This is a genomic window from Micrococcus sp. 63XJN7_8_ISO-PGPR-S23-253 (assembly GCF_056173425.1).
On record NZ_CM149673.1, the window covers coordinates 468,271 to 493,703 of the forward strand.

Annotated in this window: 23 protein-coding genes; 13 read left to right on the forward strand and 10 right to left on the reverse strand. The window is 74.3% G+C overall.

What is annotated here, in order from left to right; all coding sequences use genetic code 11:
- Positions 1–53: 53 nt before the first annotated feature.
- Positions 54–152, forward strand: coding sequence for a 30S ribosomal protein bS22 (locus tag AC0VX4_RS02190; protein ID WP_005504750.1), 99 nt, complete (start codon positions 54–56; stop codon positions 150–152).
- Between the two features lie 94 nt (positions 153–246).
- A complete protein-coding gene (locus AC0VX4_RS02195) occupies positions 247–516 on the forward strand; it encodes a glutaredoxin family protein (RefSeq protein ID WP_002856337.1) in 270 nt (89 codons plus the stop codon).
- Positions 517–522: 6 nt separating this feature from the next.
- Here the strand turns inward: AC0VX4_RS02195 and AC0VX4_RS02200 are convergent, their stop codons facing one another.
- Positions 523–1,263: a Bax inhibitor 1 family protein gene (locus AC0VX4_RS02200; protein WP_192593604.1), complete on the reverse strand. Its 741-nt coding sequence runs from the start codon at positions 1,261–1,263 to the stop codon at positions 523–525.
- 125 nt (positions 1,264–1,388) lie between these two features.
- Here AC0VX4_RS02200 and AC0VX4_RS02205 point away from each other — a divergent pair, with 125 nt between their 5' ends.
- The 5 genes from AC0VX4_RS02205 to ccsB all read left to right on the forward strand — a co-directional run bounded on the left by AC0VX4_RS02205 (position 1,389) and on the right by ccsB (position 6,400).
- Entirely contained in the window at positions 1,389–2,063 is a 675-nt protein-coding gene (locus tag AC0VX4_RS02205; RefSeq protein WP_036317266.1) for a histidine phosphatase family protein, read from the forward strand.
- 154 nt (positions 2,064–2,217) lie between these two features.
- On the forward strand, positions 2,218–2,835 hold the full coding sequence (locus tag AC0VX4_RS02210; RefSeq protein ID WP_036317264.1) for a TlpA family protein disulfide reductase: 618 nt from the start codon (positions 2,218–2,220) through the stop codon (positions 2,833–2,835).
- A 15-nt stretch (positions 2,836–2,850) separates the two neighbouring features.
- Positions 2,851–3,606, forward strand: coding sequence for a cytochrome c biogenesis CcdA family protein (locus tag AC0VX4_RS02215; RefSeq protein ID WP_041104065.1), 756 nt, complete (start codon positions 2,851–2,853; stop codon positions 3,604–3,606).
- Positions 3,603–5,300, forward strand: a complete 1,698-nt coding sequence (gene resB, locus AC0VX4_RS02220) for a cytochrome c biogenesis protein ResB (RefSeq protein ID WP_041104033.1) — start codon at positions 3,603–3,605, stop codon at positions 5,298–5,300. The genes AC0VX4_RS02215 and resB overlap by 4 nt, the downstream gene beginning before the upstream one ends.
- A gap of 2 nt (positions 5,301–5,302) precedes the next feature.
- Positions 5,303–6,400 (forward strand): c-type cytochrome biogenesis protein CcsB, encoded by a 1,098-nt coding sequence (gene ccsB / locus AC0VX4_RS02225; protein WP_475464516.1) that lies wholly within the window; start codon positions 5,303–5,305, stop codon positions 6,398–6,400.
- Between the two features lie 15 nt (positions 6,401–6,415).
- Here the strand turns inward: ccsB and AC0VX4_RS02230 are convergent, their stop codons facing one another.
- Complete coding sequence (locus AC0VX4_RS02230; protein ID WP_010080314.1) at positions 6,416–6,820, reverse strand: PLDc N-terminal domain-containing protein; 405 nt, start codon at positions 6,818–6,820, stop codon at positions 6,416–6,418.
- Between the two features lie 65 nt (positions 6,821–6,885).
- Between AC0VX4_RS02230 and AC0VX4_RS02235 the strand changes: the two genes are divergently transcribed.
- The gene (locus AC0VX4_RS02235) at positions 6,886–7,161 is read left to right on the forward strand and encodes a DUF4229 domain-containing protein (protein WP_010080315.1); all 276 of its coding nucleotides are present in this window, start codon (positions 6,886–6,888) and stop codon (positions 7,159–7,161) included.
- A 51-nt stretch (positions 7,162–7,212) separates the two neighbouring features.
- On the opposite strand, the gene AC0VX4_RS02240 is transcribed toward AC0VX4_RS02235, so the two are convergent.
- The 5 genes from AC0VX4_RS02240 to AC0VX4_RS02260 form a co-directional block, all read right to left on the reverse strand.
- Entirely contained in the window at positions 7,213–8,085 is an 873-nt protein-coding gene (locus tag AC0VX4_RS02240) for a 1,4-dihydroxy-2-naphthoate polyprenyltransferase (protein WP_475464517.1), read from the reverse strand.
- A 101-nt stretch (positions 8,086–8,186) separates the two neighbouring features.
- Positions 8,187–9,368 (reverse strand): AMP-binding protein, encoded by a 1,182-nt coding sequence (locus AC0VX4_RS02245; RefSeq protein ID WP_475464518.1) that lies wholly within the window; start codon positions 9,366–9,368, stop codon positions 8,187–8,189.
- 66 nt (positions 9,369–9,434) lie between these two features.
- Positions 9,435–11,000, reverse strand: a complete 1,566-nt coding sequence (locus AC0VX4_RS02250; protein ID WP_475464519.1) for an aspartate:alanine exchanger family transporter — start codon at positions 10,998–11,000, stop codon at positions 9,435–9,437.
- 31 nt (positions 11,001–11,031) lie between these two features.
- Complete coding sequence (locus AC0VX4_RS02255) at positions 11,032–12,015, reverse strand: 1,4-dihydroxy-2-naphthoyl-CoA synthase (RefSeq protein WP_475464520.1); 984 nt, start codon at positions 12,013–12,015, stop codon at positions 11,032–11,034.
- A 144-nt stretch (positions 12,016–12,159) separates the two neighbouring features.
- Positions 12,160–13,614, reverse strand: a complete 1,455-nt coding sequence (locus AC0VX4_RS02260) for a glucose-6-phosphate dehydrogenase (RefSeq protein ID WP_475464521.1) — start codon at positions 13,612–13,614, stop codon at positions 12,160–12,162.
- Between the two features lie 168 nt (positions 13,615–13,782).
- On the opposite strand from AC0VX4_RS02260, the gene AC0VX4_RS02265 reads away from it, so the two are divergent.
- Entirely contained in the window at positions 13,783–15,681 is a 1,899-nt protein-coding gene (locus AC0VX4_RS02265) for a glycoside hydrolase family 15 protein (protein ID WP_475464522.1), read from the forward strand.
- 28 nt (positions 15,682–15,709) lie between these two features.
- Here AC0VX4_RS02265 and AC0VX4_RS02270 read toward each other — a convergent pair whose 3' ends face one another.
- Both AC0VX4_RS02270 and AC0VX4_RS02275 read right to left on the reverse strand, forming a co-directional pair.
- Positions 15,710–17,956, reverse strand: coding sequence for a S9 family peptidase (locus AC0VX4_RS02270; RefSeq protein WP_475464523.1), 2,247 nt, complete (start codon positions 17,954–17,956; stop codon positions 15,710–15,712).
- Positions 17,957–18,058: 102 nt separating this feature from the next.
- On the reverse strand, positions 18,059–19,549 hold the full coding sequence (locus AC0VX4_RS02275; RefSeq protein ID WP_049159051.1) for an NCS2 family permease: 1,491 nt from the start codon (positions 19,547–19,549) through the stop codon (positions 18,059–18,061).
- A 65-nt stretch (positions 19,550–19,614) separates the two neighbouring features.
- Between AC0VX4_RS02275 and AC0VX4_RS02280 the strand changes: the two genes are divergently transcribed.
- Positions 19,615–20,913 (forward strand): MFS transporter, encoded by a 1,299-nt coding sequence (locus tag AC0VX4_RS02280; protein ID WP_206482184.1) that lies wholly within the window; start codon positions 19,615–19,617, stop codon positions 20,911–20,913.
- Between the two features lie 21 nt (positions 20,914–20,934).
- Here AC0VX4_RS02280 and AC0VX4_RS02285 read toward each other — a convergent pair whose 3' ends face one another.
- Positions 20,935–21,408 (reverse strand): Lrp/AsnC family transcriptional regulator, encoded by a 474-nt coding sequence (locus AC0VX4_RS02285; RefSeq protein ID WP_475464524.1) that lies wholly within the window; start codon positions 21,406–21,408, stop codon positions 20,935–20,937.
- A gap of 189 nt (positions 21,409–21,597) precedes the next feature.
- On the opposite strand from AC0VX4_RS02285, the gene AC0VX4_RS02290 reads away from it, so the two are divergent.
- The 3 genes from AC0VX4_RS02290 to AC0VX4_RS02300 are packed head-to-tail and all read left to right on the forward strand — an operon-like array spanning position 21,598 to position 25,339.
- Positions 21,598–22,800, forward strand: coding sequence for a thiamine pyrophosphate-dependent enzyme (locus tag AC0VX4_RS02290; protein WP_290152886.1), 1,203 nt, complete (start codon positions 21,598–21,600; stop codon positions 22,798–22,800).
- 2 nt (positions 22,801–22,802) lie between these two features.
- Entirely contained in the window at positions 22,803–23,852 is a 1,050-nt protein-coding gene (locus tag AC0VX4_RS02295) for an alpha-ketoacid dehydrogenase subunit beta (RefSeq protein ID WP_049159054.1), read from the forward strand.
- On the forward strand, positions 23,849–25,339 hold the full coding sequence (locus tag AC0VX4_RS02300) for a dihydrolipoamide acetyltransferase family protein (RefSeq protein ID WP_475464525.1): 1,491 nt from the start codon (positions 23,849–23,851) through the stop codon (positions 25,337–25,339). Before AC0VX4_RS02295 ends, AC0VX4_RS02300 begins: the two co-directional genes overlap by 4 nt.
- The last annotated feature ends 94 nt before the right edge of the window (positions 25,340–25,433 follow it).

A 25,433-nucleotide genomic window follows, 5' to 3' on the forward strand; every position in this document is an offset into this window, starting at 1 on the left:
GGATGCCTGCGGTCCCACGACCGCCGACCCTCGCCCCGATTCAAGGAGTCCCCATGGGATCTGTGATCAAGAAGCGCCGCAAGCGCATGTCGAAGAAGAAGCACCGCAAGCTGCTTCGCAAGACCCGTCACCAGCGTCGCAACAAGAAGTGACGCCCGCGCCCTCCGGGCGCTGACGAGACGAAGCCGCCGTCCCCTTCCGGGGGCGGCGGCTTCGTCGTGGACGGCGATCCGTAGAGTGGGGGCCATGACCGCCGACCTGCCCGCCGCCACCGCCCGCGTCCAGCTGCTCGTGAAGCCCGGCTGCCACCTGTGCGCCGACGCCGAGGCCACGGTGGCGCAGGTGTGCGACGCGCGGGGCGAGGCCTGGGAGGCCGTCGACGGCGCCGCGCACCCGGCCCTGCTCGAGCGGTTCGCGGACGAGGTGCCCGTGCTGTTCGTCGACGGCGTCCAGCGCGACTTCTGGCGCGTGGACCCGGCCCGCCTGGGCCGGCTCCTGGACGCCCCGCGGGCCTGAGCGGGCTCAGCGGCGCGCGAAGCGCTGCCAGGCCTTCAGCCGCATGTACTCCGTGGCGTCCGGGCGGTAGGCGAGCACGATGCCGGCGACGCCGAGGCCCACCCACACCAGGTCCAGCGGGCTGAACGCCCCCATCACGGCGTTGGAGACCAGCACCAGCACGGACAGGGCCGCCAGCACCGTTCCGACGATGCGCGCGGCGCGCGAGCCGCCGCGGATCGCGAACGCCACCCACAGGTAGACGAGGAACGCGAGCACGCCGAACACGGCCGCCGTCGTGGCGAGGGCCGGGAGCATCCCGTCCATCATGGCGCGCATCTGCTCCGCCTGGTCGGCGGGCAGATCCATCTGCTCGACGGACCGGTCCAGCTCCTGCTGGATCGCGGCCTGGCCCTCCGGCTGGGTGATGGCGAAGGCCGCCAGCAGGGTCGTCGCCAGCAGCAGGAGGCCGCCCGAGACGATCAGCCAGAACGCGGCCGTCAGGGAGCGCGGCCGCGGGGGCAGCTCGACCGGGCCGGGAGACTGCCAGCCGGCCGGGCCGTGGGGGGAGGGGGCCTGGGGCATCCCCGCCTGGCCCGGGGCGCCGTACGGAGTCGCCGGCGGTGCGCCGTAGGGGTTCTGGCCGTACGGGCTCGCACCCGCCGGGTCGGGGGAGCCCGGGGTCGACCCCTGCGGGACGGCGCCGTACGGGTCGGCGCCGTACGGGTTCTGGCTGCCGTGGGGATCGGTGGGCGAGGTGCCGGACATGGGGCCTCCTAGCGACGCCGACGCTCGCGGCGTCTCGGTGCGGACGGGGGTGGCGGCGCGGTCGCGCCGAGCTGTGCCCCACGCTACCGCCGGGGCCACCGGTCCGCCTCTGCCAGACTGGCCCCATGCAGACGCTCGCCACCGTCCACCTGGTCCGCCACGGAGAAGTCCACAACCCCGATCGTGTCCTCTACGGCCGCCTGCCGGAGTTCGGGCTCTCGGAGCTCGGCCACGAGATGGCCCGGGGCGTGGCCGCGTGGTTCGAGGAGCGTGCCGCGCAGACCGGCCGGGCGCCCGCCGTCGTCGCCGCCTCCCCGCTGACCCGCGCGCAGCAGACCGCCGCGCCCATCGCGGCCGCGTTCGACCTGCCGCTGGTCACCGAGCCGGACCTGATCGAGGCGGAGAACGCCTTCGAGGGCATGTCCCAGGTGGCGGCGTCGCTGAAGCGGAACCCGCGGCTGTGGCCCCGGCTGCGCAATCCCCTGCGCCCGTCCTGGGGCGAGCCGTACCGCGCGCAGGCCGCCCGGATGCTGGCCGTCGTCGACCGGCTCCGCGGCGAGGCCGTGGCCGCCGAGGGGCCCGGCGCCGAGTCCGTGCTCGTCTCGCACCAGCTGCCGATCTGGGTGACGCGCCTGGCCGTCGAGGGCCGTCCGCTGTGGCACGACCCGCGCCGGCGTGAGTGCTCGCTGACCTCCGTGACCTCGCTCGTGTACGAGGAAGGGCGCAGGGTGCCGCGCGTCGAGTACCACGAACCGAACCAGGCCCTGCTCAAGGACGCCTCCTCCCTGCCGGGCGCCTGAGGCCCCGACGGCGGCCGGCGTCGACGACGCCGGCCGCGGCCTCCCACGGGGTGGGGGTGTGACGTCCAGGGTTCAGTCAGAATGCGGGGCGGACAGTAGACTCCCCAGGTCCCCGGAATCCAGCGCCGCGCATCCCCTGGAGGGCAGTCACGCCATGCACACCCCGCCCCGTCCGTCCCGCCGCACCCTGCTGACCGGCCTCGCCCTCGCCAGCCTGGCGCCGGCGCTCGCGGCCTGCTCGGGCGGTGACGACTCGCTCGCGCGGCAGGCGGGCAACGCGGACGGCAAGAACTACATCGCCGGCGACGGCTCCGTCCTGGAGATCGCCCCCGCCGAGCGCGGCGCCCCCGTGGAGTTCGCCGCCGAGCTCTTCGACGGCACCCCCGTGACCGGCGCGAGCCTGCGCGGCACCCCCGCCCTGCTGAACTTCTGGTACGCCGCCTGCGCGCCGTGCCGCGTCGAGGCCCCCCACCTCGTCTCCCTGCACGAGCAGTTCGCCCCGCAGGGGGTGCGGTTCCTCGGCGTGAACGTCCGGGACACCGTCACCACCGCGCAGGCCTTCGAGCGCACCTTCGAGATCCCCTACCCGTCCATCGAGGACGCCCGCGGGGACGTGCTCCTGAACATGACCGACTACGTGCCCCCGCAGGCCGTGCCCTCCACCCTCGTCCTGGACGTCGAGGGCCGCGTGGCCGCGCGGGTGCTCGGCGCCGTGGAGGAGTCCACCCTGCGCGCGCTGCTGACCACCGTGGTGGACGAGGCCGCGGCCTGAGTGGCCGCCGTGTCCATGCAGAACAATCCCTTCGCCGATATCGCGCTGGACGGCTCACTGCTGCTCGCGGCCCCGATCGCCCTGCTCGCCGGGCTCATCTCCTTCCTCTCGCCGTGCGTCCTGCCGCTCGTGCCCGGCTGGCTCGGCTACGTCACCGGCCTGGGCGGTGACGTCCTCACCACCCGGCGCCGCGGCCGCCTCGTGCTCGGCGCCGTGCTGTTCGTGCTCGGCTTCGCCGTGGTGTTCGTGGCGATCAGCGTGGTCTTCACGCAGGCCATGGTGTGGCTGCAGCGCGACGGCCAGTGGGTCACCCGCGTGCTCGGCGTGCTCGTGGCGCTCATGGGTCTGGTGTTCATGGGCGGTGGCGGACGTCTCCAGCAGGAGCGCCGCCTCCACCTCAAGCCCGCCGCCGGCCTGGCCGGGGCGCCGCTGCTCGGCATGACCTTCGGCCTCGGGTGGGCCCCGTGCATCGGCCCGACCATGGCGGCCGTGCTCGCCATGTCCACTGCGGGCTCCGGCTCGCTCGGGCGCGGGGCGCTCCTGGCGTTCCTGTACTGCCTGGGCCTCGGCGTGCCGTTCGTGCTCATCGCCGTCGGCATGGAGCGCGGCATGCGGGCGGTCGGGTTCTTCACGCGGCACCGCGTGCTGATCATGCGGCTCGGCGGCGCCCTGCTGGTGCTGCTCGGCCTGCTCATGGTCACCGGCGTGTGGACGCACTGGACCACGCAGCTGCAGTTCTGGTTCGCCAACGAATGGAGGATGCCCCTGTGAGCTCGAAGGCCGACCGCGCCCGCTCGGAGGACGTCGCCCTCCCTCAGCTGGGCCTCACCGGGACCCTGCGCTGGATCTGGACCCAGCTGACCAGCATGAGCACCGCGCTCATGCTGCTGCTCCTGCTCGCCGTCGCCGCCGTGCCCGGCTCCCTCGTGCCCCAGCGCCGCGCCGGCCCCGAGATCGTGGACCAGTGGATCGCGGACCACCCCTTCTGGGGCCCCGTCCTGGACGCCCTGCAGTTCTTCGACGTCTACAACTCCGTCTGGTTCTCGGCCATCTACCTGCTGCTGTTCGTCTCCCTCGTGGGCTGCGTGTGGCCGCGCGCCATCCAGCACGCCAAGGCCCTGCGCCAGCCCCCGGCCCGCACCCCCCGCAACCTGACGCGCCTGCCGGCCTCCGGCGTCGTCGTCCTCGAGGAGGGCGGCCCGAGCCCCGAGGAGGCCGTGGCCAGAGCCCAGGCGTGGCTGCGCAAGCGCCGCTACCGCGTGGAGCACCGCCCCGAGGCCGGCGGCGCGTCCGTGGGCGCCGAGCGCGGATACCTGCGCGAGATCGGCAACATCCTGTTCCACGTCTCGCTGATCGGCGTGCTCGTGTTCATGGCCTACGGCGGCATGACCAAGTACGGCGGGCAGAAGATCATCGTGGAGGGCGAGGGCTTCGCCAACAACCTCGTGGCCTACGACTCCTTCACCCCCGGCACCTACTTCAGCGCGGACGACCTCCAGCCGTTCTCCCTCACCCTCGACTCCTTCGACGCCGTGTTCGACCGCGAGTCCGAGACCCACTACGGCCAGCCGCTGGACTACACCGCCGTCATGGACGTCCGAGAGGGCTCCGGCGGCGAGCTCCAGCGCCAGATCCTCAAGGTCAACCAGCCGCTGGACATCGACGGCGTGCGCGTCTACCTCGTGGGCAACGGCTACGCGCCCGTGGTGACCATCCGCGACGGCGCCGGGGACGTGGCCTTCCAGGGCCCCGTGGTCACCCGCGTGTTCGACCAGAACTACGGCTCGCAGGCCACCATCAAGGTCCCCGACGCGCGGCCGGACCAGCTGGGCTTCGTCGGCTTCTTCCTGCCCTCGGCGGTGGAGGACGAGGAAGGCGCCGCGTTCTCCGCGGACCCCGAGCTGCTCAACCCGGAGCTGCAGCTGAACTCGTACTACGGGGACCTCGGCCTGGACACCGGCCGCCCGCAGAACGTGTACGTGCTGGACACCGCATCCCTCACCGAGCTCAACAGCCGCACCAACGAGAACGGCGGCATCGTGCTCAGCCCGGGCCAGACGTACGAGCTGCCCGAGGGCAAGGGCTCCATCAGCTTCGACGGCGTCCGCCGCTACGTCGGCCTGGACATCCACTACGACCCGGGCAAGTGGGGCGTCGGCGTGTTCGCCGGCACCGCCCTGCTCGGCCTGGCGATCAGTCTGTTCGTCCGCCGCCGCCGCGTGTGGGTGCGTGCCCGCACCGACGACGACGGCCGCACCCGCGTGGAGTACGCGCTGCTCGCCCGCGGCGAGGAGTTCGGTCTCCACGAGGAGCACGTGGCCCTGCGCGCCGCCATGGAGAAGTGGTGGCCCATCGTCGCCGCCACCGAGACGGCCGACGACGCCGCGGCCGGTGCCGCCCCCCAGTCCACCCCCACCGCCCCCGAGACCCCCGCCGGCCCCGCCGACGCCCGATCAGGAGACTGACAGTGTTCAACCCCACGGCCCCCGTGAACGAGCAGCTGGCGCTGTACAGCGACCTCTTCATGCTCATCGCCGCGCTCGTGTACGCGGCGGCGTTCATCCTGTTCACCATCGACATGGCCACCGCCTCGGCCACCATCCGCCGCCTCGAGGCCGACCTCGCGGCCCAGCGCGGGCAGGTGCGCACCGCTCCGGCCCGCGAGACCGTGGGGGCCGCCGTCGGCGGGTCCACGGCGGTCGGCGCGAGCGACTCCGACACGGCCCGGCCGTCCGCCGCCGAGCCCGGCATCGACGCGGACGCCGACCTCGTGGACGAGGACATGGACTACACGGGCGGCGGCCGCCGCCCGGTCGCCAACGTGGCGGTGGCCGTGCTGGCCGTCGGCTGGGCGCTGCACGCGTTCGCCGTCGTCGCCCGCGGCCTCGCCGCCTCCCGCGTGCCGTGGGGCAACCTGTACGAGTTCATGACCACGGGCGCGCTCGTGATCACGACCGTCTACCTGCTGTTCCTCTTCCGCAAGGACCTGCGCTTCGTGGGCACGTTCGTCACCGGTCTCGTGGTGGCCATGATGTGCGCGGCCACCATGGGCTTCCCGACGCCGGTGGGCCACCTCCAGCCGCCGCTGCAGTCGCCGTGGCTCGTCATCCACGTGTCCATCGCCGTGCTCGCCAGCTCGCTGTTCGCGCTGACCGCGGCGATGTCCGTGCTGCAGCTGCTGCAGGACCGTGCGGAGAAGCGCGCCGCGGCGGGCGAGCGCTCGTGGGCGTTCCTGCGCCTCGTGCCGGCCGCGCAGGGGCTGGAGAACTGGTCCTACCGCCTCAACGCGATCGCCTTCGTGATGTGGACGTTCACCGTGATCGCCGGCGCCATCTGGGCCGAAGCCGCGTGGGGCCGGTACTGGAACTGGGACACCAAGGAGGTCTGGTCCTTCGTCATCTGGGTGGTCTACGCGGCGTACCTGCACGCCCGCGCCACCCGCGGCTGGACCGGCGCCCGCGCGGCCTGGCTGAGCATCGTGGGCTTCCTGTGCATCGTGTTCAACTACACGATCGTGAACACGTACTTCCCGGGCCTGCACTCGTACGCGGGTCTGCCCGGCTGAGTCCGGCGGGGCCCCTCAGGCGCGCGGGCCGTCGCCGTCCGGGTCGGCGTCGTCGTCGCCCTGCTCCCGACGACGGCGCAGCTCCTCCTCGCGGGCGCGCAGCTCGGCCTCGCGGCGGTCCAGGTCCTGCTCGCGGGCGTCCTGGCGGCGCTGCATGCGCAGGCTGCGCAGGAACGCCTCGTCGTCGTCCGGGGCCCCGGTGGGCCGGGGCGCCGGGCGGCCGGCCGCGCCGGCCGGGCGGGCGCGGCCGAGCAGCAGCCACAGCAGCGGCCCCACGAGCGGCACGAGCACGATGACCGCCACCCACGCCGCCTTCGGCAGGCTGCGCACCTCGCGGGCGGGGGTCAGCAGCGCCTCGAACAGCGCGTAGAGGGTCAGGCCCGCGAGGATGATCGCGGCGGGGATGATGAAGCGGCCCATCCTTCCAGTCTAGGCGCGGGCTGGGCGGTCGGCGGGCGGGGCGTCCTTCCTCGTAGGATGGACCGGTGCGCATCTTCTTCTACGGTCTGGTCCGCGTGGTCGTCTTCGTCGCCCTGTGGGCGCTGTTCTACTACGTGATGGACCTCGGGATGATCTTTGGGGTGATCGCGGCCACGATCCTGACGTTCGCGGTCAGCTACCTCTTCCTCGGCCGCCTGCGCACGGGGGCCACCGAGGACCTGTCCGCCGCGTGGGAGGGCCGCCCGGGCCGCCGGGGCCGCACCGAGACCGCCGACGCGGACGCCGAGGACGCCTACACCGAGGGCCGGTTCCGCGAGTGAGCCCCGCGGGGCGACGGGGCGGATGCCGCCGCCGTCGTCATCCCGTGCGGCTCAGAGCAGCGCGCCGAGAGTGAACGTGATCGCGTAGACGATCCCGATCACGCCGGTCGCGCGCAGCACCGGGATCAGCGCCCGGCGGTCGTCGGCGCGCAGCACCGTGCGGATCGGCCGGATCGCGAGCAGGCCGCCGATCGGCACGAGCAGCAGCCCCGGGTGCACCGCCACCCAGAACAGCGGCAGCAGCAGGGCGACGGCCAGCATGACGCCGTAGGACACCCGCGCGGGTCCGTCGCCCAGGCGGGCGGCCAGCGTCATCTTCCCGACCTCGCGGTCCGTGGGGATGTCCCGGATGTTGTTGGCCATGAGCAGGGCCGTGGAGATCAGCCCGCAGCCGATCGCGCCGGCCCAGGCCAGGCCGCTGACGGCGTCGGCCTGGGTGTACGTGGTGCCGAGGACGGCCACCAGCCCGAAGAACACGAACACGAACACCTCACCGAGGCCGAGGTACCCGTACGGCCGCTTCCCGCCGGTGTAGAACCACGCGGCCAGCACGCAGGCGACGCCGACCAGCAGGAACCACCAGTGCCCCGAGAGCAGGATGAGCCCCAGGCCGGCCAGCCCGGCGAGGCCGAAGAACGCGAAGGCCGCCTGCTTCACCTGGGCCGCGGGCACGAGCCCGGAGACGGTGAGCCGGAAGGGGCCGACGCGGTCGTCGTCGGTGCCGCGGATCCCGTCTGAGTAGTCGTTGGCGTAGTTCACGCCGATCTGCAGCGCGAGCGACACCACGAGGGCCAGCAGCGCCGCGCCGAGGTGGAAGGAGCCGAGCTCCGCGGCGGCGGCCGAACCGACGATCACGGGGGCGATCGCCATGGGCAGCGTGCGCAGTCGCGCGGCGGCGACCCACTGGGAGAGCGTGGCGGCCATGGGCGGGGGTTCCTCCTGGGGAGCGGGATGGGGATCGGCGCGCGGCCGGGGTCCGACGTCGGCCGGGCCCGGGTCATTCTCCCACGCGGGCGGGGCGACGCTCAGCCGGCGGTGAACCGGGCGGCCAGGGCCTGCCGGTCGGTCTTGCCGGTGGAGAGCAGGGGCAGGGCGTCGAGGACAAGCCACGTCTTGGGCACCGCGGCCGCACCCAGCGCCTCGCGCACGTGGGCGCGCAGGACGGCCTCGTCGGGGGCCGCGGCCGGGTGGGCGGGCACGACGGCCGCGCACAGCCGCGCGCCCCACTCGGGATCCGGCACGCCGGCCACGTGGGCCGCCGCGACGCCCGGGTGCGCCTCGAGCACCGCGGTCACCGCCGCCGCGGACACCTTCACCCCGCCCGTGATGACGACGTCGTCCAGGCGGCCGGTCACGGCCAGCCGCACGCCGCCGTCGTCGGTGGGGGAGAGCACGCCCGTGTCCTCGGTCAGGAAGGCGCGGGCGCCGTCCGCGGCGGGGACGAAGTGGGCGGCGGTGCGGGCGGGGTCGTCGAGGTAGCCGGCCGCCACCATGGGCCCGACCAGGCGCACGCGCGGCGGGGCGTCGGGGTCCTCCGGGGCCACAGCGACGGCGACGCCGGGCAGCGGCACGCCGTCGTAGACGCAGCCGCCGCACGTCTCGGCCATGCCGTAGGTGGCGGTGAGACGCACCCCCGCCGCCTCGGCCGCGGCCCGCAGCGCGGGATCGAGCCGGGCGCCGCCCACGAGCACGCGGTCGAAGGAGCGCAGGGCCGCCCGCCCGGCCGGGTCGGCGTCGGCCGCGAGGAGGCGGGCGAGCTGGGTGGGGACGAGCGAGACGAGCCGGGGGCCGGCGTCGTCGGGCAGGGCGGCCGCCCCGGTGGCGAACGCCGCGGGCGTGAACGGGCCCGGTGGCAGGGCCACGGGTGCGGTCCCGGCCGCGATCGAGCGGGAGAGCACGGCGAGCCCGGCCACGTAGTGCACGCCGAGGGCCAGCAGCCACGCCCCCTCGCCGCCGAGCCGCCGGGCCGTGGCCGCGGCCGAGGCGCGCAGGGCCGCGCCGGTCAGGACGATCTGCTTCGGCGTGCCCGTGGACCCGGAGGTGCGCACCACGGCGACGGCGTCCGGGTCCCCGCAGCGGCGTGGGTCGCGGGCCTCGGGCCGGGGGAGCGCGGCGCCGTCGGCGGTCAGCTCGACGGGGGCGCCGCCGTCGAAGGCCGCCGCGAGGGCGTCCGTGGCGCGGGCGAGGGCGTCGGCGGTGGCGGGCATGGCCCCGAGTGTAGGAGGCCCGACGGTCGGACGGACCCGCCCGGCGGACCGGATCCGCCCGGCCGGTCAGAGCATGAACGGCACGGTGGCGATCTTGACCACCATGATCAGCGCGAACAGCTGGGCGTACCCCTCGGTCACGCGGGCGTCGGTGGACCGGGAGAGCGCGTAGTCCAGGATCGCCGGCTGGCCCGTGATGCCCGCCAGCGCCCCGAAGGTGCGATCCACGGACTGCCCCAGCAGCCGTGCCGCGGCGATGAGCAGGGCCGCGGTCAGCGCGGTGAGCACGGCGGACATCAGGATGGCCAGCCCGCCGACCCGGGTGAACACCGTCTCGATGAACGCCGGGCCGGCGGCCAGGCCCACCACGCCCAGGAAGAGCATGAGGCCGAACTGCCGCAGCGTCAGCGCGATCTCCGTGGACGGCTCCCACACCGTGGGTCCCGTTCGGCCGATCGCGCCGAGGACGAGGCCGACGAGGATGCACCCGGCCGCCGGGCCGAGGGAGAAGGAGGCCCCGCCCGGAAGCGGGATCGTCACCATGCCCAGCAGGTAGCCCAGCGCCATGCCCGTGCCCAGGGAGATCCAGTCCAGGTTCGAGAGCCCCCGGGTCGAGTTGCCGAAGAAGTCGCGCACCGCCTCCATCCGTGGCGCGGTGGTCACGATGAGCACCCGGTCGCCGACCTTGAGCTCGGTCTGCGGGGTGGCCAGCGACTCGACGTCGTCGCGCCGCAGCCGGGCGACGTCGGTGCCGAAGCGCTCGCGCAGGGACAGCGTGCCCAGGCGGCGATCGGCCAGGGCGCGGGCCGTGACGATGACCATGGAGGTCTGCAGCGGGGTCATCACCTGCGCCGGGTCGGCGTCGGTGCGGCGGCCGAAGGCCTGCACGGCCGCGTCGATGTTCTTCTCCGTGCCGTCCAGGACGACCTCGTCCCCGGGTTCGATCCGGTCGGCGGAGCCGGCGATCCGGGCCACGCCGCCGTGGCGCAGCGCCACCACGCGCACCAGCCCCTCGGAGATCCCCGGGATCTCCCGCACGGCGAGGGCGGAGGTGGCGGCCGCGGCGGTGAAGCGCAGCTTGCCGTCGGTCACCGGCGCCGGATCGCGCGGGGAACTGCTCCACGGGCGGGCGGCGAGCAGGGTGATCGCGATGATGGTGCCGACCACGCCCACCAGGTAGGACAGCCCGTAGCCCACGGCCGGGGCCTGCCCGCCGGTGAGCTGGTTCGCCAGCGCCATCGCCGGCGTCGCGGTGAGCGAACCCGTCCACACGCCGATCGCCGTCGGCAGGTCCAGGTTGAGCAGCGCGGCCAGCGGGTGCACCGTGAAGGCGGTGAGGATCACCACGACGACGGCGGCCAGCATCAGGGGCAGGTTGCGGCGCAGGTCCCGGAAGAACACCTTGCCCGCGCCGAGCCCGATCAGGTAGGCGAACAGGGCCAGGCCGAAGCTCTGGAACAGGGCCAGCCGGTCGCCGACGTCGGGCAGCACCGCCCCGACGAGCAGGCCCACGAACAGGGCTCCGGAGGCGCCGAGGCGGATCTTGCCCAGGGGGATGGTGCCGACGGCGGCGCCCAGGGCGACGGTGGCCATGAGGACGAGGATGGGCTGGTCGTTGAGCAGTGCGAGCATGGGCGGGTCTCCGTCCTGCCGTGGTGGTCGGTCAGAAGTGGTACGGGAAGGCGGACCAGTCCGGGTCGCGCTTCTGCAGGAACGCGTCCCGGCCCTCCACGGCCTCGTCCGTCATGTAGGCCATGCGCGTGGCCTCGCCGGCGAAGACCTGCTGGCCGGCCATGCCGTCGTCGGGAAGGTTGAACGCGAACTTGAGCATGCGCAGGGCCTGCGGGGACTGACGGTTGATGTCCGCGGCGTACTCGAGGGCGACCTCCTCGAGGCGCTCGTGGTCCACGGCCTCGTTCACCGCGCCCATGGCCACCATCTCCTCGGCCGAGTACTCGCGGGCGGTGAAGAAGATCTCGCGGGCGCGCTTCTGGCCCACCTGCCGGGCGAGCAGGGCCGAGCCGTAACCGGCATCGAAGGAGCCCACGGTGGCGTCCGTCTGCTTGAACTTCCCGTGCTCGCGGGAGGCGAGGGTGAGGTCCGCGACCACGTGGAGCGAGTGGCCGCCGCCGGCCGCCCAGCCGTTCACGACGGCGATGATCGCCTTGGGGGAGGTGCGCATCAGGCGCTGGACCTCGAGGATGTGGAGGCGTCCGGCGCGGGCCGGGTCGATGGTCTCGGCCGTCTCCCCCTCGGCGTAGCGGTAGCCGTCGCGGCCGCGGATGCGCTGGTCCCCGCCGGAGCAGAACGCGTGGCCGCCGTCCTTGGGGGAGGGGCCGTTGCCGGTGAGCAGCACCGTGCCCACGTCCGGGGTCATGCGCGCATGGTCGAGGGCGCGGTAGAGCTCGTCCACGGTGCCGGGCCGGAACGCGTTGCGGACCTCGGGGCGGTCGAAGGCGATGCGCACCGTGGGCAGGTCGCGCACCCAGCGGCCGTCGGCGTCGCGCTCCACCTGGCGGTGGTAGGTCAGGTCCTCGAAGTCGAAGCCCTCGACCACGCGCCAGCGCGTGGGGTCGAAGAGGTTGGAGACCTGCTCGGGCAGGCGGTCGTGGTCGGGGCGGGCGGCGTCGGGCTGCGGGGTGCTCATGGGGCCTGAGTCTAGGCGCGCCGGGCGAGGCGGGGGCGGAGGTGTTCTGGGCGAACATCCCGCCCACAGTCGGCGGAGCTGCCGGCACTCACCGTACGACGCCGTCCCCCTCGCCGCCGTGCGACCCACGGCCACTCCCGCGGATCACCTCTCCGGCCAGTCCTCCGGTCCCGGGGACCCGGCGGCGTACTCGTCGAGGGGCACCCGCCCCGCGTTCCACGCCTCGATCACGGGGGCCAGGATGCGCCAGCACTCCTCCGCGGCGTCGCCTCGGACCGAGAGCATCCGATCCCCGGTGAGCACGCCGCGCATCACCTCGCCGTACGCGTCCACGTCCTCCTCGGCCAGGTCCGCCGCGAGCACGCCGCGCTCCGCGACGAACGGGGTGTCCGGCCCGTCCACGGCCAGTTCCACCCGCAGGGCCCGCGGGTCCAGTCCCACCACGATCCGCTCCCGCCCCGCGGCCGCCTCCAGCCCCGCGGGCACCCCCTCGGGCGGCCGCAGCGAGAGCACGACCTCCCAGCGGCGCGGCTCCAGCGCCTTGCCGGACCGCAGCCGGAACGGCACGCCCGCCCACCGGTCGGTCCGGACCTCCAGCTCCACCTCGGCGAGCGTCTCGGTCCCGTTCTCCGGGTCCACGCCCTCCTCGGCGACGTAGTCGGGCACGTCCTGGCCTCCCACCGTCCCCGCGGTGTACCGGGCCCGGCGCGAGGAGGCGACCGCGTCGTCGTCGCGCACGCGCGTGGCCCGCAGCACCTCGACGACGGCGTCCTGCAGCGCGTCCGGGGTGAGACGCCGCGGGGGCTCCAGGGCCACCATGGCCAGCACCTGCAGCAGGTGGGACTGGAGCATGTCCTCGAGAGCCCCGGTGCCGTCGTAGAACCCGGCGCGCCCCTCCAGGGCCAGGGACTCGTCCGCCACGATGTCCACGTGCTCGACGTCGGCCGCGCTCCACACACGCTCCAGCACGCGGTTGGCGGTGCGCAGGGTGAGCAGGCCCGAGACCATCGACTCCCTGAGGAAGTGGTCCACGCGGAACACGTCCTCCTCGCCGGCGATCCGCCCCAGCAGCGCGTTGAGCTCGCGCGCCGACCGCTGGTCCGAGCCGAACGGCTTCTCCAGCACGACGCGCAGCCCCTCCGGGCGGTCCTCCACCTGCTCGAGCGCCGCGCACGCCTCGGCGGCGAGGTCCGGGTCCAGCGCCAGGTACAGCACGACCACGGCCTCCTCCCCGGCGGCCTCGCGGGCGGCGACGAGCAGGGCGCCCAGGTCCTCGGGGTCCGAGGCGTCGGCGGTGCGCCAGGCGGCGCGCTCGACGAGGCCCGCCCGTGCGTCGGCGTCCAGATCCGTCTCGCCCACGGCCTCCTCGATGACGCCGCGCCACTCCTCGAGCGAATGGCCGTCCGAGTGGGCCGAGCCCACCAGGGTCACCTCCGGCAGGTCGTGGACCGTGAGGGCCCGGGCCAGCCCCGGCAGCAGGAGCCGTCGGGTCAGGTCACCGGTCGCGCCCACGATCACGAGCGCCACGGACGCGGCGGCCCGGTCGTCGTCGGGTGCCGGGGATGCTCCGGTGGGGCAGGGGTTCTGGACGTCGGGCATGGGTCCTCCTGGACGGGGCGGGCAGACGGAACGGGGGAGCGGGGCCGGTGCGCGGGCGGCAGCCGGGAGGGACCCGGCTGGCCACGCCATTCTCCCGGTGACGTCGTCGTGGGTCCACGCCGCGCCCCCGACTGGCCCCGCCTCCCCCGGGGTGATGGACTGCCCTGCATGAGCGCCCAGCCCCGCATCGACGACCACGCCTTCCTGTCCCACCAGCTCAGCGGGGCACTGGTGTCCCGGGAGGGGGCGATCACGTGGCTGTGCCTGCCCCGCTTCGACTCGGCCTCGGTGTTCACCTCTCTCCTCGGCACGCGGGAGCACGGCGAGTGGAGCCTGGGGATCGAGGACGGCGAGGTCGCGGAGCGCGCCTACCTGCCGGGCACCCTCGTGCTGCGCACCCTCTGGCGTTCGCCGTCCGGGGAGGCCGAGGTGCTGGACTTCATGCCGCTCATGGACGCGGACGGCGTGGGGGACGCCCTGGGGAACGACGGCGGCCCCGACGGGACCGGGGCGTCCGAGGCGGCGGCGCGGGCCGACGTCATGCGGCTGGTCCGCTGCCTCGCGGGACGCGTGCGCGTGACGCAGTCCGTGTTCGCCCGCCTCGACTACGGCGAGGTCCAGCCGTGGGTCTCGCGTCAGCAGGACGCCGACGGGGAGTCGTTCCTGGCCGTCGTCGCCGGCGGGGACGCGCTCGCGGTGCACGGGCCGGACCTGGAGCCGGTGGACGGGCATCACGAGGGCACGACGGAGCTGGTCGCCGGGGAGTCCGCCCAGTGGTGCCTGACCTGGTACCCGGCGTGGGGCATGGCCCCCTCCGCGCCCCGCGCCGAGGACGTGCTGGAGGCCACCGTGCGCAGGTGGCGCGGCTGGCTGGAGGAGTCGACCCGACAGGCCCCGCGGGCGGACGACCCGCTCGCCGATCGGGTCCAGCGATCCCTCCTCGTGCTCAAGGGGCTCACGCACCGGGCCACGGGCGGCATCGTGGCGGCCCCGACCATGAGCCTGCCGGAGGACATCGGCGGGGTCCGGAACTGGGACTACCGCTACGTGTGGCTGCGGGACACCGCGCTCGCCCTGGAGGCCCTGCTCGCGCACGGGCACGTGGAGGGGGCGACGGCCTGGCGCGACTGGCTGCTGCGCGCCATCGCGGGGGAGCCCCACGAGGTGCAGGTCATGTACACGCTCTCGGGGGAGCGGTACATGCCCGAGCGCGAGCTCGAGCACCTCCCCGGCCACGCGGACTCCCGGCCCGTGGTCGTGGGCAACGGCGCCGCGGACCAGTGGCAGGCGGACGTCATCGGCACCGTGATGATGGCGCTGTGCGCCCTCCGGGACGCCGGCGTCCCGGAGGACGAGTGGTCCTGGCCGCTGCAGAAGCGGCTCGTGGAGCGCGTCGTCGCGCATCGGGAGGACCCGGACCACGGGGTGTGGGAGATGCGCGGGGAGCCTGCCTTCTTCACGCACGGCCGCGTCAAGATGTGGGCCGCACTGGACCGTGCGCTGCACGCCGTGGCCACCCACGGCGTGCCCGCCACGGAGGCGGAGACCGCGGCATGGGAGCGCCACCGGAACGAGCTGCGGGAGGAGATCCTCACCCGCGGCGTGCACGCGGACGGCCACTTCACCCAGACCTACGGCTCGGACGCGGTGGACGCCTCCCTCCTCCAGATCCCCCACACCGGGTTCCTGCCCCCGGACGACCCGCGCATGCTCGCCACCGTACGGCGGATCGAGGAGGAGCTCGTCACGGACACCGGCCTGGTGCTGCGCTACCGCCCGGACGGCTCCGACGGGTTGCCCGGTGAGGAGGCGCCGTTCCTCGCGTGCGCCTTCTGGCTCGTGGAGCAGTACGCGCGCACCGGCCGCCTGGACGACGCCGACGCCCTCATGGAGCGGCTCGACGCGTGCGCGAACGACCTCGACCTCATGGCCGAGGAGTACGACGACGGCCAGGACCGCATGGCGGGCAACTTCCCCCAGGCGTTCAGCCACCTGGCGCTCCTGCGCGCTGCCGACGCGCTGGCCCAGGTCCGCGCGGCCGGCGGGGCCGGGGAGGCCGGAGACTGACCGGTTCTGGACGGACGTCCCACCCCCGTCACACCACGCGGCGGGTCGCCCCCAGCGCCGTCAGCAGGAACGCGTACTCCCACGCGGTGTCCTCCCAGCCCTGGTACCGGCCGGACGCGCCGCCGTGGCCGCCGTCCATCTCGGTGCGCAGCAGGATCGGGGCGCCGCCCTCGGCCAGGGGCGTGGCCTGGTCGCTCGTCACCGTCCGCCGCAGCTGGGCCACCCACTTGGCCGGCTCGACGTAGTGCACGCGGGTGTCGTTCAGGCTCGTCACGGCCGCGATCGCTGGGTAGTCCACCGCCCGCACGTTCTCATACGGGGTGTAGGCGCGCATGGCCTCATACACGGCCGCGTCCTCGATCGGGTTGCCCCACTCCTCCCACTCGAGCGCGGACAGCGGCAGCTCCGGGTCGAGGATGGTGGTGAGCGCGTCCACGAACGGCACCACCGCCAGGCACGCCCGGTACAGCTCCGGCGCGAGGTTCAGCACCGCGCCCATGAGCAGGCCGCCGGCCGAGCCGCCCATGCAGGCCACGCGCGCCGGGTCCGCCCAGCCGAGGTCCACGAGGTGCCGGGTGGCGTCCACGAAGTCCGTGAAGGAGTGCCGCTTGGCCAGCTTCTTGCCGTCCTCGTACCAGCGCCGGCCCAGTTCGCCGCCGCCGCGCACGTGCGCGACCGCGAACACCACGCCCCGGTCCAGCAGGGACAGCCGGGCCACACCGAGCACGGGGTCCATGGACATCTCGTAGGAGCCGTATCCGTACACCACGCACGGGGCCGTCCCGTCCGGCTTCACGTCGCGGCGCCGGATCACGGTGACGGGGATCCGCACGTCCTCCCCGGTCACCGACGACGGCTCGGACGCCGGCGCCCACACGCGCTCGGCCACGTAGTCGTCCGGGTCGTAGCCGGGCACCTCCGTCTCGCGGCGCAGGTGCACCTCGCCGGTCGCCGCCGAGACGTCCAGCACGCGTGCGGGCGTGATCCAGGACGTGTAGGCCAGCCGCAGGAACGGGGACTCGGCCGCCGTCGCGGACAGGTGGCACGCGTAGAGCTCCTCGTCGAACCCGGGCTCGCGCCAGTGCGCGGCCTGCCCGGCCAGCACGGCGTCCAGCTCGGCGACGACGACGCGCGGGGTGGTCTCCCGGCGCACGGCCAGGGCGGCGTGGGTCAGGGTGACCATGACGCCGTCGACCTTCACGTCCTCGCGGTGCGGCACGACGGTGCGCCAGGCGCCGCGGTCGGCGACGTCGGTCTCGGCGACCACCGAGAGCATCCCATTGGGCGCGGAGACGGGGGCGCCGTCGTCGTCCAGGGCGCGGTCGTGGACCACGAGCAGCCGACGGACGCCGTCGGCGTCGGTGATGGGCTCGACGTCCGCGAGCATCCGCCACGCGCGGGGGATCAGCACACGCGGGGCGGGCAGGGGCGCGGCCGGGTCCTCCGGCAGGTCGACCACGAGGGTCTCGGAGACCTCCGAGTTGCCGACGCCGATCAGCAGCTGGGTGCGGTCGGCCACGCCCTCGAAGCCGGTCCACATGCCCGGGTCGGCCTCCTCGTGCAGGAGCACGTCCTCGGCCGGGTCGGTGCCGAGCACGTGGGCCTTGACCTGGTACGGCCGCCACGAGTCGTCCCACACGGTGTAGAACACGCGGGTGCCCGAGCGGTCGAAGCGGACGCCGTGGGCCACGTTCTCGACCGCGTCCGGCAGGTCCTCGCCCGTGGCGATCTCGCGCACGCGCAGGGTGAAGCGCTCGTCGCCGGTGTGGTCCACGGCGTAGGCCACCCGGGTGGCGTCCGGGCTGATGTGCAGGCCGCCGAGCGCGAAGAACGGGTGGCCCTCGGCCTCGGCGTTGCCGTCCAGGATCACCTGCTCGCCCGGCAGGGCGGCGTCCGGGGTGATGACGGGCGGAGTCCAGTCGGCCTCGAGGTCACCGGTGTCGCCTGCGGGCACGCGGCAGTGGATCTGATATTCGGCGCCCTCGCGGGTGCGCACGAAGTACCACCACCCGTCCCGGCGGGCGGGCACGGAGCGGTCCGTCTCCACCGTGCGGGCCTTGATCTCGCCGACGATCGCCTCGCGCAGCGGCGCCTGGTCCGCGGTCACGGCCTCGGTGTACGCGTTCTCGGCGGCCAGGTGCTCGAGCACGCGGGGCTCCGCCTTGCCGCGCAGCCACTCGAAGTCGTCCTGGAAGGTGTGGCCGTGGTGGCGGCGGGTCACGGGCTCGGCGGAGACGGACGGCGGGACGGGGGCGTGCGACGTGGTCTGGGGCATGCGGCCCATCCCATCACGCCGCGCGGGGCGGGGCCGACACCCCGCGCCGCACACGACGACGGCGGCGCACCGGCCCGGTGCGCCGCCGTCGGGGGTGGCGGGTCAGTTCAGGCCGAGCGATGCCCGGACCACGCCGAGCCCGAAGTACGCGACGAACGCGAGCGCCACGAACCACAGCAGCGGGTGCACCTCGCGGCCGCGGCCCTGGCCCGTGCGGATCACCGCGTAGGCCACCACGCCGGCGCCGATGCCGTTGACGATCGAGTAGGTGAACGGCATGAGGATGAACGTGAGGAACGCGGGGAAGGCCGCGCCCGGGTCGGACCAGTCGATCTGCACCACGTGCTGGCACATCATGAACCCGACCACCACGAGCGCGGGGGCCACGGCCTCGAACGGCACGAGGTGGATGAGCGGGGAGAGGAACACGGCCGCGAGGAAGAACAGGCCGGTGAACACGGAGGCCAGGCCGGTCCGGGCGCCCTCGCCGATGCCGGTGCCGGACTCCACGAAGATCTGGTGCGCCGAGCCGGAGGCGCCGCCGCCCACGGCGACCGCGAGCGCGTCCGCGGCGAGCACCCGGTTCAGGTCGGGGATGGAGCCGTCCGGGTTCACGGTGCCGGCCTCGCGGGCCAGGCCCACGGAGACGCCCATCGCGTCGAAGAACACGGAGAGCAGGATCGCGAACACGAGCAGGGAGGCCATCAGCCCGCCCACGGAGGTGAAGGCGCCGAACAGGTCCACGCTGCCGAGCAGGTGCAGGTCCGGGGCGGTCCACTCGGGCAGGGAGGGGGCGATCAGGGACCAGCCGGTGGGCACGGCGTTCCCGTCGGCGTCCACGGAGGGGCCGATGTGGAACACGGCCTCCAGCACGTTGGCGAGGATCGTCGCCACGACGATGCCGATCAGGATGGCGCCGCGCACCTTGCGGATCACGAGGACCGCGGTCAGCAGCAGCCCGACGACGAAGACCAGCACGGGCCAGCCCTCGAGCTCGCCGCCCGTGCCCAGGCCCACCGGGACCGTGGTGTCGGCGGCGTCCGGCAGCCGCCGCACGAACCCGGCGTTGACGAGGCCGATCAGCGCGATGAACAGGCCGATGCCCACCACGATGCCGGACTTCAGCGCCTCCGGGACCGCGTCGAACACGGCACGGCGGAAGCCGGTCACCACCAGCAGCAGCATCACGAGACCGGCGAGGGTGACGAGGCCCATCAGCTGGGGCCAGGTGAGTCCCGGCGTCGTGGCGATGGTGATGGAGACGAACGCGGAGACGCCCAGGCCCGCGGCCACCGCGAACGGGTGCCGCGCCCACACGCCCATGACGATGGTCATGACGCCCGCCACGAGCGCGGTGACGGCGGCCACGGCGGGGATGCCCAGGGTGTTCCCGGCCGAGTCGGGCCCGGACAGGATCAGCGGGTTCAGCACCACGATGTAGCTCATCGCCAGGAACGTGGCGAGGCCGCCGCGGAACTCCTGGCCCACCGACGAGCCGCGCTCGGTGATGCGGAAGTACCGGTCCAGGGCGCCGCGGGGAGCGGCGGGGGACGGGGCGGGCGAGGGCGGTGGAGAGGCGGTGCGGGAGGCCATGGCACCAGCGTAGTGACCCGGTCCCACGACGATCGCGCGCGTGCCGTCCCGCTACGCTCGCGGGCATGCGTCCCCGCTCCGCCTCCGCCGCCCGCACCCGGGAGGCGCTGCGCGACGCCGTGCAGATTTACGCCCCCTCCACCGTCTACGCCGTCGGCCTGGGCGCCATGACGCCCGCGCTCGCGGTGGCGGCGCTGGCCCTCGGCCTGGACGCGGCGCGGGCGGCCGCCGTCGTGCTGCTGGTGGGGCTCGGCTCGCTCGTGGCCAACGGGCCGGCCTCGGCGCTCGCGGCCCGGGCGGGGGAGCGGGTCACCATGGTCGTCTCCGCCGTGCTCGGCACGGCGGGCGCGGGCCTGGCCTGGGCGACGACGGCCGGGGTGTCCTCCGGGCCGTCGGCGGCGGGGGTGGCCGAGCCGGGGCGGCTGGCGCTGTTCCTGGCCGCGGTGCTCGCCGTGGGCATGGCCGGGGCCGGGTTCAACCTGGCCCGGCAGGCGTACCTGGCGGTGGCGGTGCCGGCCACGCACCGGGCCCGCGCGATGTCCACGCTCGGCGGGACCGTGCGGATCGGGACGTTCCTGGGCCCGTTCCTGGGTGCCGCCGCGCAGGCGCCGCTCGGGCTGGACGGCGCGTTCGCCGCGGCCGCCGCGGCCATGGCCGTCGGCGCCCTGCTGTGCCTGCGGATCCGGGATCTGCCGGTGCCGGCGTCCGGTCCGGCGGCGGGGGAGGACTCCGCCCCGGCCGGCCGACCCCGCCTGCTGGACGTGGCGCGCGCCCGGCGCGGGGCGCTGCTCACGGCCGGCTTCGGTGTCGTGGCCGTCTCCGCCGCCCGCGCGGCGCGCAACGCCGTCATCCCGCTGTGGGCCACGCACCTGGGCCTGGACGCGGCGACGGCGTCGCTCGTCTTCGGCCTGGCCGGCGCGGCGGACCTGCTGCTCTTCTACCCCTCGGGCCGGCTCATGGACCGCTTCGGCCGGCGCGCCGTGGCGGTGCCGTGCCTGACCCTGCTGGGGGCGGGGTTCCTGGCGATCAGCCTCACCCGGGAGCCGACGGCGTTCGCGGCGGCGGCGGTGCTGCTGGGCATCGGCAACGGCTTCGGTGCGGGGATCGTGATGACCCTCGGGGCGGACCACTCGCCGCCGAATGCGCGTGCCCAGTTCCTCGGTCTGTGGCGCTCGATGTCCGACGCGGGGATGCTCGCCGGGCCGCTGCTGCTCTCCGGGGCGACCGCCGCGGCCGGGCTGGCCGTCGGCGTCGGCTCCCTCGCGGTCGTCTGCGGGGTCGGAGCGGTCGTGTTCGCCGCGGTGCTGCCGCGCGGGCCGGGGGCCGTGGCGGACCCGCCGCCCGTCGTCGTGCGCCCCCGCTGACCGGGGCACCGGACCGTCGGCTCAGTCGGCGGTCTCGTCCGGGGGGATGGTCTGCCCGGAGGCCTGGTCGTCGAAGACCATGTACGTCTGCGTGTCGACGACGCTCGGCAGGGTCTGCAGTTCGTCGAAGATCACGCGGCGCAGGTCGGCGGTGTCCCGTGCGCGGACCAGCAGGATCACGTCCATGTTCCCGCCCACGAGGGAGACGTGGGAGACCTCGGGGATGGCCAGGAGCGTGGCGCGCAGCTCGCGCCAGTCGTGCTGACGCAGCTTCATGGTCACGTGGGCGGAGGCCCCGAAGCCGACCTTGACGGGGTCGACCCGCACGGTGAAGCCTGTGATCACGCCCGCGTCCTGCAGGCGGTTCAGGCGTGAGTAGCAGTGCGCGCGGGAGATGTGCACGCGCTCGGCCAGGGCCGCGACGGACATCCGCCCGTCCTGCGTCAGTGCGCGGACGATCGCGCGGTCCACGCGGTCCAGCGGCTCGGCGGCCATGGCTCCTCCTGGGGCGGGGCGGACGGGGTCGGCCACGCGGCGGCGGACCGTCTCCGTGGCACGAGTCACAATAGCAGTTCGTCCGATGGAGTGCCTGATTTGCACCGGATCGTCTCGTGATCCCGGGTGGGCGCGCGACACATTGACCCTCTTGGGCACACTGAAGGCCACAGATCGAGAGGACCCGCCATGAGTGACCCCACCCCCGCCGTGCCCGGGGCCGCCCGGACCGACGAGGCCGAGACCCGCCCGAACGCCGGCGCCGCCTTCGGCATCTCCCTCGAGGAGTACCTGCTCCCCGCCGCCCGCCGCATCCAGCTGATCGGCGAGGACGGCACTCTGCTGGCCCCGGAGGAGCAGGGCACCGAGCCCGGCCACGAGTATCCGCTGCCCTCCGACGAGGAGCTGCTGGCCGCCTACCGCCACCTCGTCATCGGCCGCCGCGTCAACGACCAGGCCTACGCCCTGGTGCGCCAGGGCCGCATGGCCGTCTATCCGTCCTCGCACGGCCAGGAGGCCTCCGAGGTCGCCGCCGCCGTCTGCCTGGGCGAGGACGACTGGCTGTTCCCGACCTACCGCGACACCGTGGCCGTGATCGCCCGCGGCGTCCCGCCGCTCGAGGTGATGGTGGCCTACCAGGGCACCTGGCATCAGGGCTACGACCCCCGGAAGCACCACGTCTCCATCCAGTCCACGCCCCTGACCACCCAGATGCTGCACGCCGTCGGGATGGCCAAGGCCGCCCGCCTGCGCGGCGAGGAGGTCGTGTGCCTGGCCATGGTCGGCGACGGCGGCACCTCCGAGGGCGACTTCCACGAGGCGCTGAACTTCGCGGCCGTGTTCAAGCTGCCGGTGATCTTCTTCGTGCAGAACAACAAGTTCGCCATCTCCGTGCCGTTCGCCAAGCAGTCGGCCGCCCCGTCCCTGGCCCACAAGGCCGTGGGCTACGGCCTGGCCGGCGAGCGCGTGGACGGCAACGACCTCGGCGCCCTGCTGGCCGTGCTGGGCCGCGCCGTGGAGCTGTGCCGGCAGGGCCAGGGCCCCTTCCTCGTGGAGGCGGACACCTACCGCATGCAGGCGCACACCAACACGGACGACCCCTCGCGCTACCGCGACGAGGCCGAGGTGAAGGAGTGGGAGGCGCGCGACCCGCTGCGCCGCATGACCGCCTACCTCGAGTCCACCGGTGCCCTCACCGAGGAGGTCTCGGCCCAGATCGCCCGCGACGCCGAGGACGTCGCGCAGCAGCTGCGTGACGCCATGAACGCCGAGACGGAGCTCGATCCGCTCGAGCTGTTCGACCACGTCTACTCCGTGCAGACCCCGCAGCTCGCCGCCCAGCGCGCGCAGCTGGCCGAGGAGCTGTCCCGTTCCGAGAACCAGGAGGCCTGAGCATGGCGACCCTGACCTTCGCCGCCGCGCTCAACGCGGCGCTGGCCGACGAGATGGCCGCCGACGACATGGTGGTGGTGTTCGGCGAGGACGTCGGCACCCTCGGCGGCGTCTTCCGCATCACGGACGGGCTGACCGCGCGCTTCGGCGAGGAGCGCTGCTTCGACACCCCGCTGGCCGAGTCCGGCATCGCGGGCATGGCCGTGGGCATGGCCCTCGGCGGCGCCCGCCCCGTGATCGAGATGCAGTTCGACGCGTTCGCGTACCCGGCCTTCGAGCAGATCGCCTCGCACGTGGCCAAGATGCGCAACCGCACCAAGGGCGCCACGCCCATGCCGATCACCATCCGCATCCCCTACGGCGGCGGCATCGGCGGCGTGGAGCACCACTGCGACTCCTCCGAGTCCTACTACGCGCACACCCCGGGCCTGAAGGTGTACACCCCGGCCTCGGTGAAGGACGCGTACATGATGCTGCGCTCGGCCATCCGCCTGGACGACCCGGTGGTCTTCATGGAGCCCAAGAAGATGTACTGGACCAAGGCCGAGCTCGACCTCGACCAGCTGCGCGCCGAGTTCGAGGAAGGCTGGGCCCGCGTCGAGGACAAGAAGGAGCACGGCGAGGCCTGGGCGCGCGCCGCCGTCGTCCGCGAGGGCACGGACGTCACCCTCGTCTCCTACGGCCCCTCCGTGCCCACCTGCCTCGCTGCCGCCCACGCGGCCGCGGAGGAGGGGCTCTCGGTGGAGGTCGTGGACCTGCGCACCGTGAACCCGCTGGACGAGGACACGATGACCGCCTCGGTCGCCAAGACCGGCCGCGCCGTCGTCGTCGCCGAGCCGCAGGGCTTCGCGTCCGTGGCCTCCGAGCTGGTGGCCCGGATCCAGCAGCGCTGCTTCCACTCGCTGGCGGCGCCCGTGGGCCGCGTGACCGGCTTCGACATCCCGTTCCCCGCGCCGAAGCTCGAGGAGCACCACCTGCCGAACATCGACCGCATCCTGGACGCGATCGACGACCTGAACTGGGACCTGGACGCCGAGGAGGCCCGCGCATGAGCAACACCTTCCTGCTGCCCGACCTGGGCGAAGGCCTGACCGAGGCGGACATCGTCCGCTGGCTCGTCGCCGAGGGCGACACCGTGGCCGTCGATCAGCCCATGGTCGAGGTCGAGACCGCCAAGGCCCTCGTCGAGGTGCCGAGCCCGTACGCCGGCACCGTGCTGACCCTGCACGGCGCCGAGGGCGAGACCATGGACGTCGGCAGCCCGCTGATCACCATCGGCGAGGCCGGCGAGTCCGGTGAGGGCTCCGCGCCCGTCGCCGGCACCGAGACCCTCGCCGTCCCGCCGTCCACCGGTGCGGCCGCGGCCGAGGCCGCCCGCCCCGGCGCGCTGAGCTACCGCGAGGAGGAGATGGCCGGCGTCCAGCCGAAGCCGGACAAGGCCCGCGGCGGCGACGGCGACGTCGCCGGCTCCGACGACGAGGCCTCCGGCGCCGTGCTCATCGGCTACGGCACCTCCGGCCACAAGGCCACCTCCCGCAGCCGTCCGTCCAAGCGCGGCCGCAGCGCCGCCCGCCCGACGCCGGCCCCCACGGCCGGGGCCGGCGCCCCGCGCGTGACCTCCCCGATCGTCCGCAAGCTCGCCCGCGAGAAGGGCGTGGACGTGGCCGCGCTGACCGGCACGGGCCCGGACGGCCTGATCACCCGCGCCGACGTGCTCACCGCGGCCGAGGGCTCCACCCCGCAGGCCGCCCCGACCCCGGCCCCGTCGGCCGCAGCCGCCCCGGCGGCCGAGGCCGCCGCGCAGCCGGGCGTCGTGGACGGGCGGACCGGCCTGGCCGTCGTCGCCCGCACCCCGATCTCGGGGGTGCGCAAGGTGATCGCGGACCAGCTCTCCCGCTCGCGCCGCGAGGTCCCGGAGGTCACGGCGTGGCTGGACGTGGACGTCACCGCCCTGCTCGAGCTGCGGGCCGCGCTCAAGGCGAAGGACCCGGAGAACGCGCCCTCGCTGCTCGGCCTGATCGCCCGCTTCACCCTGGCCGGCCTGCGCCGGTACCCGGTGATGAACGCGCGCATCGAGGCGGGGGCGGACGGCAAGGACGAGATCGTGGAGGTCGACGGCGTCCACCTCGGCCTGGCCGTGCAGACCGACCGCGGCCTCATGGTGCCCTCCGTCGAGCACGCGGAGAAGCTGTCCGCGGACGAGCTCACCGCCGCGATCAACGACACCGTCAGCCGTGCCCGCGCGGGCAGGGCCGCCCCGGCCGAGCTCACCCGCGGCACGTTCACGCTGAACAACTACGGCCCGCTGGGCACGGACGGCGCCACGCCGATCATCAACGTGCCCGAGGTCGGGATGCTCGGCATCGGCCGGATCATCGACCGCCCGTGGGTCGTGGACGGGGAGATCGTGGTCCGCAAGGTCACCGAGATGACCGTGACCTTCGACCACCGCGTCACCGACGGCGCCACCGCGAGCGCGTTCCTCACGTTCGTGGCGGACTGCCTCCACGATCCGACGGCGGCCCTCGCCCGGATCTGATCCGGACGAGCCCGGCCCGCCCCGACCCCTGACGAGCCCTGCGATGTGGCGGCCATTCCTCGCGGATGGCCGCCACATCGCAGGGCTCGTCGTC